The sequence below is a fragment of the Chitinophaga sp. genome, assembly GCF_035761305.1.
In the GTDB taxonomy this organism is placed as follows: domain Bacteria; phylum Bacteroidota; class Bacteroidia; order Chitinophagales; family Chitinophagaceae; genus Chitinophaga.
Genome location: NZ_DASTRI010000191.1, coordinates 22960 through 29837 on the forward strand (window position 1 = coordinate 22960; position 6878 = coordinate 29837).

A 6878-nucleotide genomic window follows, 5' to 3' on the forward strand; every position below is an offset into this window, starting at 1 on the left:
TCCTATTATTCATTATTCATTCTTAATTATTAATTAATTGAAATACTTTTGCGGTTTTTATATTCTTTTTAAAGTATGATCAGCAGAAGGCCTATAGACATCCCTTGTACACTGCAGGAGCGTAAAGTGTTGGAGCAGGTAGCGCTGGCTGCCCGGGACCTGGGCGTGCCCTGCTACCTGATAGGCGGCTTTGTGCGGGATAAAATACTGAACCGCAATACAAAAGATATGGATGTGGTGTGCGTGGGCGATGGCATTGCCCTGGCGCACAAGGTAGCGGCGCAGCTGGGAGAGCATGTACCGGTAAGCTTCTTTAAAACCTACGGCACTGCGCAAATCCGGTGGAACGAGCTGGAAATAGAGTTTGTAGGCGCCCGTAAGGAAAGCTACCGCGATCATTCCCGCAACCCCGAAGTGGAAGCCGGCACCCTGCAGGATGATCAGCTGCGCCGTGATTTTACCATCAACGCCCTGGCCATTAGCCTGAACGAAGAAGATTACGGCAGCCTGCTCGATCCCTTTAATGGCCTGGCCGACCTGGACCAACGGCTCATCCGCACGCCGCTGGAGCCTGTGCAAACCTTCAGCGACGATCCCCTGCGCATGATGCGTGCTATCCGCTTTGCCTCCCAGCTGCAGTTCACCATCCACCCCCAGGCCTTTGCCGCCATACAGGAAAATGCGCACCGGATAAAGATTGTATCGCAGGAGCGTATAACCGACGAGTTAAATAAGATCATGCTCTCCGCCAAACCATCCGTAGGCCTCGATCTCCTGTACCGCGGCGGTTTAATGAAAATCATCTTCCCGCAGATGATAGACCTGGTAGGCGTGGAAATGGTGGATGGCAAAGGCCATAAAGATAATTTTTACCACACCTTACAGGTGGTGGATAACATATCGCGCCACACGCGCGACCTGTGGCTGCGCTGGGCCGCCCTGCTGCACGATATCGGCAAGCCCGCCACTAAACGCTTTGAGCCGGCCCACGGCTGGACCTTCCACGGCCACGATGCGGTGGGAGGTAAAATGGTGCCCCGTATATTTGCCCGCCTGAAGCTGCCGCAGCACGAGAAAATGCGTTTTGTAAAAAAGCTGGTGGAGCTGCACCTGCGGCCTATTAGCCTCACAAAGGAGAATATTACGGATTCGGCTATACGGCGCCTGCTGTTCGATGCCGGCGACGACCTGGATGCGCTGATGATGCTTTGTGAAGCCGATATTACCTCCAAGAACCGCGCAAAAGTAAAGCGCTACCTGGAGAACTTTGAGCTGGTACGGCAACGCCTGAAGGAAGTAGAGGAGAGCGACCGTATTCGCAACTGGCAGCCGCCTGTAACCGGTGAGGTAATTATGGAAACATTCGGCCTGTCGCCCTGCCGGCAGGTGGGCGACCTGAAAAACGCCATCCGCGAAGCAATACTGGACGGCGAAATACCGAATACTTATGAAGCCGCCTACGCCTTTATGCTCGAAAAGGCCGCGGCCATGAACCTGCACCCGGTTAAATAAAATTGGTAAATTTACCGGAGCTAAGGATGAATTTGGAAATAAGCACCATTTTTGCGGCAATAAAGCCAGCATTGTTACTAAAACATTAATAAAACCTATAACATTATTGTCATGCCGGTTTTAAAATTCAGAGTTTACTGGGAAGAAGATGAAAGTGTTTACAGGGATATTGCTATTAAGCCCAACCAAACCTTTTTACAATTCCACCAAAGCATACTGCAATCATTTGAGTTTGATACGAAACATAAAGCTACTTTCTTCCGCAGCAACGATAACTGGCAGCGCGGAAGAGAGATCATACTCGAAAAAGACAATATTCCCCGTAAAGCAGAGCCCCTGCTGATGGCAGATACTACCATCGCCGCTGCCGTAAAGGACCCTAACCAGAAATTCATATACCTCTATGACTTCGCAAAGAACTGGACCTTCCTGGTAGAGCTGATAGGCATCAGCAAAGAGGAAAATTCAAAGATGATGTACCCTTTTTGCGTGCGCAGGGAAGGCCTGGCCCCCAGCCAGTACGGTACCAAAGGACTCATTGGCGATAAGCTGGTGGAGATGGAGGAAAAATACGACCTCAATAAGGAAGCCCTTACTGAAGATGGCTTTAGCGAAGAAGGGGAGGAAGAGGAAGATAATATGGAGGACGATGGCGAAGAAGCAGCAACAGACGAGTTTTAATCAATTACGAATTATTCAATTACGATCCCGCTAAACAGGACATGAGCGCCTATATAATTATTATGAATGCGAATAATTACGAATCGTAATTCATTCATGCATACGCTTATCTCAGTCACTGGCCCTACTGCTTCCGGCAAAACAGCGCTGGCAGTGCAGCTGGCGCAGGCTTTTAATACCGCCGTTATTTCTGCGGATAGCCGTCAGTGTTACCGGGAGCTGAGCATCGGCACCGCCAAGCCCACCCAGGAGGAGATGCAGGGCATCCCGCACTATTTTATCAACTCGCATTCCATACAGGAAGAGGTAAGCGCCGGCCTGTTTGAAAAACTGGCCCTGCAATATGCCGGGGAAATATTTGCAAAGCATAATGTAGCCATTTTGTGCGGCGGCACCGGCTTGTATGTAAAGGCGTTGCTCGAAGGCATTGATGAAATGCCGCCCATACCGCCCGGCATCCGCCGGCAGCTGAATGAACAATATGAGCAGCAGGGGCTGGCCTGGCTGCAGCAGCAGGTGCAGCAGCACGACCCGGGATTTTATGCCATAGCAGAAACACAAAATCCTATGCGCCTGCTGCGCGCGCTGGAAGTGCTCACCGCCACAGGGCGCTCCATTACTACTTTCAGAACTTCGCCCAATGCGCAGCGTAATTTCCGCATTATTAAAACAGGCATTACCCTGCCCAAAGAATTGCTGCACCAGCGCATTCATGCGCGGGTTGATCATATGATAGCAGCCGGCCTGGTTGCCGAAGTAAAAAGCGTATTGCCTTACCGTAAGCACAACGCCCTGCAAACCGTAGGCTACCAGGAGATATTTGACTATATCGATGGCCGCACCTCCCTGGAAACCGCCGTGGAGCTTATTAAAACCCATACCCGCCAGTATGCCAAACGCCAGCTTACCTGGTTCCGCAAAGATCCTGGCATTCACTGGTTCGACGCCCGTGACCACAAAGCCATACTGGAATACGTACAGGCGCAGCTGTGAGCGCTTCCCCGTTTTTTTATGGAATGTATATTGCTGCACAAGAGTATCTAAAAAACCAAGCAGCATGAAAGCGATTTCTATTGTGCCGCATGTGGTGGGTATCAGCCTGGTTGACCGGCAGGAACCCCGTATCAGCGCACCGGATGAGGTAAAGCTCCGCGTTTTACAGATAGGTATTTGCGGTACAGACCGTGAAGAAGTAAACGGTGGCCGCGCCGATGCGCCCCCGGGAAAAAAAGAGCTGGTAATAGGCCACGAAATGTTTGGCCGGGTAGTGGAAACAGGCAGCGGCGTAACGGCTGTAAAGCCGGGCGATTACGGCGCTTTTACCGTGCGCCGGGGATGCGGCCAATGCAAGGCATGCCTCAACAACCGCAGCGATATGTGCTATACCGGCCGTTATACCGAAAGAGGCATCAAGGGCGCCGACGGCTATCAAACGCCTTATGTGGTAGATAAAGAGCAATACCTGGTAAAAATTCCGGGGAAGATAAAAGACATCGGCGTGCTTACAGAACCAATGTCTGTAGCGGCAAAGGCAATAGATGAAGCGTTGATTATACAACAGGCCAGGATCAGTGATTTTGACCAGGATAAGAATTGGCTGGCCGGGAAGCGGGTAATGGTGGCCGGTTTGGGACCTATAGGCCTGCTGGCTGCTTTTGCCCTGCGCCTGCGTGGCGCACACGTGCTGGGGTTGGATGTGGTGGATGAAGCTACCCTGCGCCCGCAGCTGCTGAAAGAAATTGGCGGCAGTTATATTGATGGCCGCAAGCTAAAGCCAACGGATATTGATACTACCTGTGGTGAAATGGATTTCATTTTTGAAGCTACCGGCGTGGCTAAGCTGCAGGTGCAGCTGATTGACGCCCTGGCCCCTAACGGCATTTATGTAATAACCGGCATACCCGAAGCCGGCAGGTCCATAACAGTAATGGGCGGTGATATTATGCAGCAGCTGGTGCTCAAAAACCAGGTAGTATTGGGCAGCGTAAACGCCAGCCTGCGCCACTTCAGCCAGGCAGTGGCATACCTTGAGCAAAGCATGCAGCAATGGCCGCAGGCTATCAGCCGGGTAATTACCACCCGCGTGCCGCATACTGAATTTGAAACCGCGCTCAAAAATCATTCCCCTAATGAAATAAAGGCAGTGGTACAGTGGGCGGATGAATAACCCGGAAAAGGCGTGGGCACTGCTGTCAGCACCGCCCACGCCTTTTCATAATATCCCAATCGTTCCTCTTCTCTCTTACTCAAATCTCTTCCCTTCGCTTCAATCAATTAATTATTAATTCTTAATTATTAATTAGAATTTAAATCCCACCGTTGCCGTTACATTCGCAACCTTGGTTTTTATGTCTGCCGGCGGGGGAGAAGAAATATTTTCCTGATTAGCCAATATAGTATAAGGCTGGCTCTGGCGGGAGTAGTCGCCGTACACGAGCGCCACATCCAGGTACAGGCCGCGGTTGCGGTAGCCTAAGCCGCCGGTATAAAATTTACGGGAACCGTCCATACCTTCCATCTTGTAAGGATTGCCGTAATAGGCAAAGCCTGCGCGGATGGCAAATATGTTCAGCTTCAGCTCACCGCCTACACGGAAGTTGGAAGCTGCCTGGTAAGTATTATCTATGGCCTGGTTCAGCGCTTCAGAGTCGGCCTGGTCATTCGGGCCGCCGTTCTTCATCTTCATTTTCATGGCAGCATAGCTCATGTACTCGTAGTCCGCGGTAATAAAGCCCGAAGGTTTGGTCATATCGCCGCCGGCCGGGCGGAAAATGTAGCTAAGGCTGGCAATGCCTTTCATGGGCGTGGTAACATTATACTTCGACTCGTCGGAGTAACCGTTATTGGTTTCTGTAGAGTTGGCGGCATTTACGCCGTAATCCTTGGTGTCGGTTACCATGCTGGTGATATAGTTGTCCGTAAATGAAGCCCAGGTAGGCGATACATACGTAAGGCCTACACGCAGGGGCGCCACCGGCCGGTAAATAATACCCACCTTGGTATTAAAGCCAACACCGTCGGTGGTAAGGTCTTCCACTACATCGTAGTAGTTCAGCGGGCTTTGTGGGTCGGAGGTATTGGTTTCCCGGAAAGTGCGGGTGCTTTCGTAGTGGAACTGCGGTATGTTTATGCTGCCGCCAATATAAAACTGGTCGTTATAGTTGCCGCCCACGGAAAGGTTAATTTCATTGGCACCGCCTTTGGTCAGCAGGGTATTTTCCTGTGTAATGCCGCTGGCCACGGGCACCACGCTTCCCCAGGAGCCGTTTGGCTGCCCGTTGGTGGTTTCCGGTCCTATCAGGTAAGTGGCGTAGGCCAGGTCGGCCCCGTGCGCATATTGCGGGTCTGAGCTCAGCACGTTGGGATCAGTAACCCCGCGCAGCTGTATGCGGTAGTTATCCGAAAAAGATGATTCTTTATTTACGCCCCGGTAATATACCTGGTCGTTATAATTATTGGTACGGCTAATGCCCAGGCCAACGGAAATATTCTCCCATTTGCTGGTAGCGCGTTTTTTACGGCCGCCGAAAATAAAGGCGGCGCTGTTAATATACAGGTTACCCCGGTTATCGCTGCCGGTGCTGCCCAGGTAAGTACCGGTGTTGGAAGTGTTCTGGAAGCCCAGGGAAAACCCCGCTTCGCTGGTTTTGAAAAAGGCCACGCCTGCCGGGTTAACGAACATGGAGCTGTAATCGCCGCCCAGGGAGCCGGCAGCACCGCCGGTAGCCAGTATACGGGATGAACCGGTGGGATTGGTGGTGCTGTAGCGTAATGCATCGGCAATTGTTTGGGCGCCTGCAGCATAACAAATCCCGGCCAGGGCAAAGGTCAACGCAACTTTTCTGATCATTCTTTTAGCTTTTTTGAGATAGTATGGTATGGAGTAAAAAATACCCTGGTGTTTGATGCCAGGGTATTTGTTTTTGTATCGGGAATAAGCTGAAAATTAGTTTCTGCTACGGAAAGTACGGCCACCGCCGCCGCTGCTGCCACCTGAAGGCGGGCTGTAGCTCCGGCTGGGCGCGCTGAACGTACGCTGCGGTGCGCTAAAAGTACGCTGCGGCGTAAAGGTGCGTTGCGGTGCGCTGCTTCTTTGAGGAGCGGAGAATATTCTTCTGCCGCCGCTGTTACCCGGGTTTACGGTCGGGGACTCGCTCGGAGAGGAGCGGAACACCCTGCGCGGGCGGTAACCGTTGTTATTGCTGCCGTTGCTGTAGCCGTTGTTCGGGCTGGAGAATATCCTGCGCGGGCGGTAATCGCTGCTGCTGCTACGGCCGCTGGTGCCAATTACCCGGCTGTTGCTGTAACCGCCGAAGCTGCCGCGTGAGCGCAGCCCACGGCTGGGTGCAGAGTAATATCCGTAAGCGCCGGGGTAGTAGTGGCCGTAGTAGCCGCCGCCCCAGTAACTGCCGTAGTACGGGCTGTACCAGGGATTATAATAAGCCCACGGGCTATAGAACGGGCTGTAGCCCCAGCCACTGCCCCATCCGAAGCCCAGTCCAATGCTGATGGAAGGACCCCAGTAGCTGCTGTAGTACGGGTAGCCAAAGCCACCGCCCCAGTAGCTGTAATACGGGCTGTAGCCAAAACCGCTGCCGTAATAGTTGTTTACGTATACATTGGGGGTACCGTCGTTATAATAAGATCCGGTATAAGAAGGGTTGTGAAAACGGTCTATCCTGCGT

5 protein-coding genes and 1 pseudogene are annotated in these 6878 nt (G+C 52.2%); 4 read left to right on the plus strand and 2 right to left on the minus strand.

Annotation, left to right across the window (positions count from 1 at the left end):
* The first annotated feature begins 75 nt into the window (after positions 1–75).
* The 4 genes from VFS25_RS16460 to VFS25_RS16475 all read left to right on the plus strand — a co-directional run bounded on the left by VFS25_RS16460 (position 76) and on the right by VFS25_RS16475 (position 4360).
* Positions 76–1512: a CCA tRNA nucleotidyltransferase gene (locus VFS25_RS16460; protein WP_326463261.1), complete on the plus strand. Its 1437-nt coding sequence runs from the start codon at positions 76–78 to the stop codon at positions 1510–1512.
* Between the two features lie 111 nt (positions 1513–1623).
* Positions 1624–2193 carry an IS1096 element passenger TnpR family protein gene (locus tag VFS25_RS16465; RefSeq protein WP_326463262.1) on the plus strand — a complete coding sequence of 190 codons (570 nt, stop codon included), beginning with the start codon at positions 1624–1626 and terminating at the stop codon, positions 2191–2193.
* Positions 2194–2289: 96 nt separating this feature from the next.
* On the plus strand, positions 2290–3186 hold the full coding sequence (gene miaA / locus VFS25_RS16470) for a tRNA (adenosine(37)-N6)-dimethylallyltransferase MiaA (protein WP_326463263.1): 897 nt from the start codon (positions 2290–2292) through the stop codon (positions 3184–3186).
* Between the two features lie 64 nt (positions 3187–3250).
* On the plus strand, positions 3251–4360 hold the full coding sequence (locus tag VFS25_RS16475) for a glucose 1-dehydrogenase (protein WP_326463264.1): 1110 nt from the start codon (positions 3251–3253) through the stop codon (positions 4358–4360).
* Between the two features lie 132 nt (positions 4361–4492).
* Here VFS25_RS16475 and VFS25_RS16480 read toward each other — a convergent pair whose 3' ends face one another.
* Both VFS25_RS16480 and VFS25_RS16485 read right to left on the minus strand, forming a co-directional pair.
* Positions 4493–6043, minus strand: a complete 1551-nt coding sequence (locus VFS25_RS16480) for a hypothetical protein (protein WP_326463265.1) — start codon at positions 6041–6043, stop codon at positions 4493–4495.
* A gap of 96 nt (positions 6044–6139) precedes the next feature.
* Positions 6140–6878 (minus strand): annotated as a pseudogene (locus VFS25_RS16485) (hypothetical protein); the annotation flags it as partial.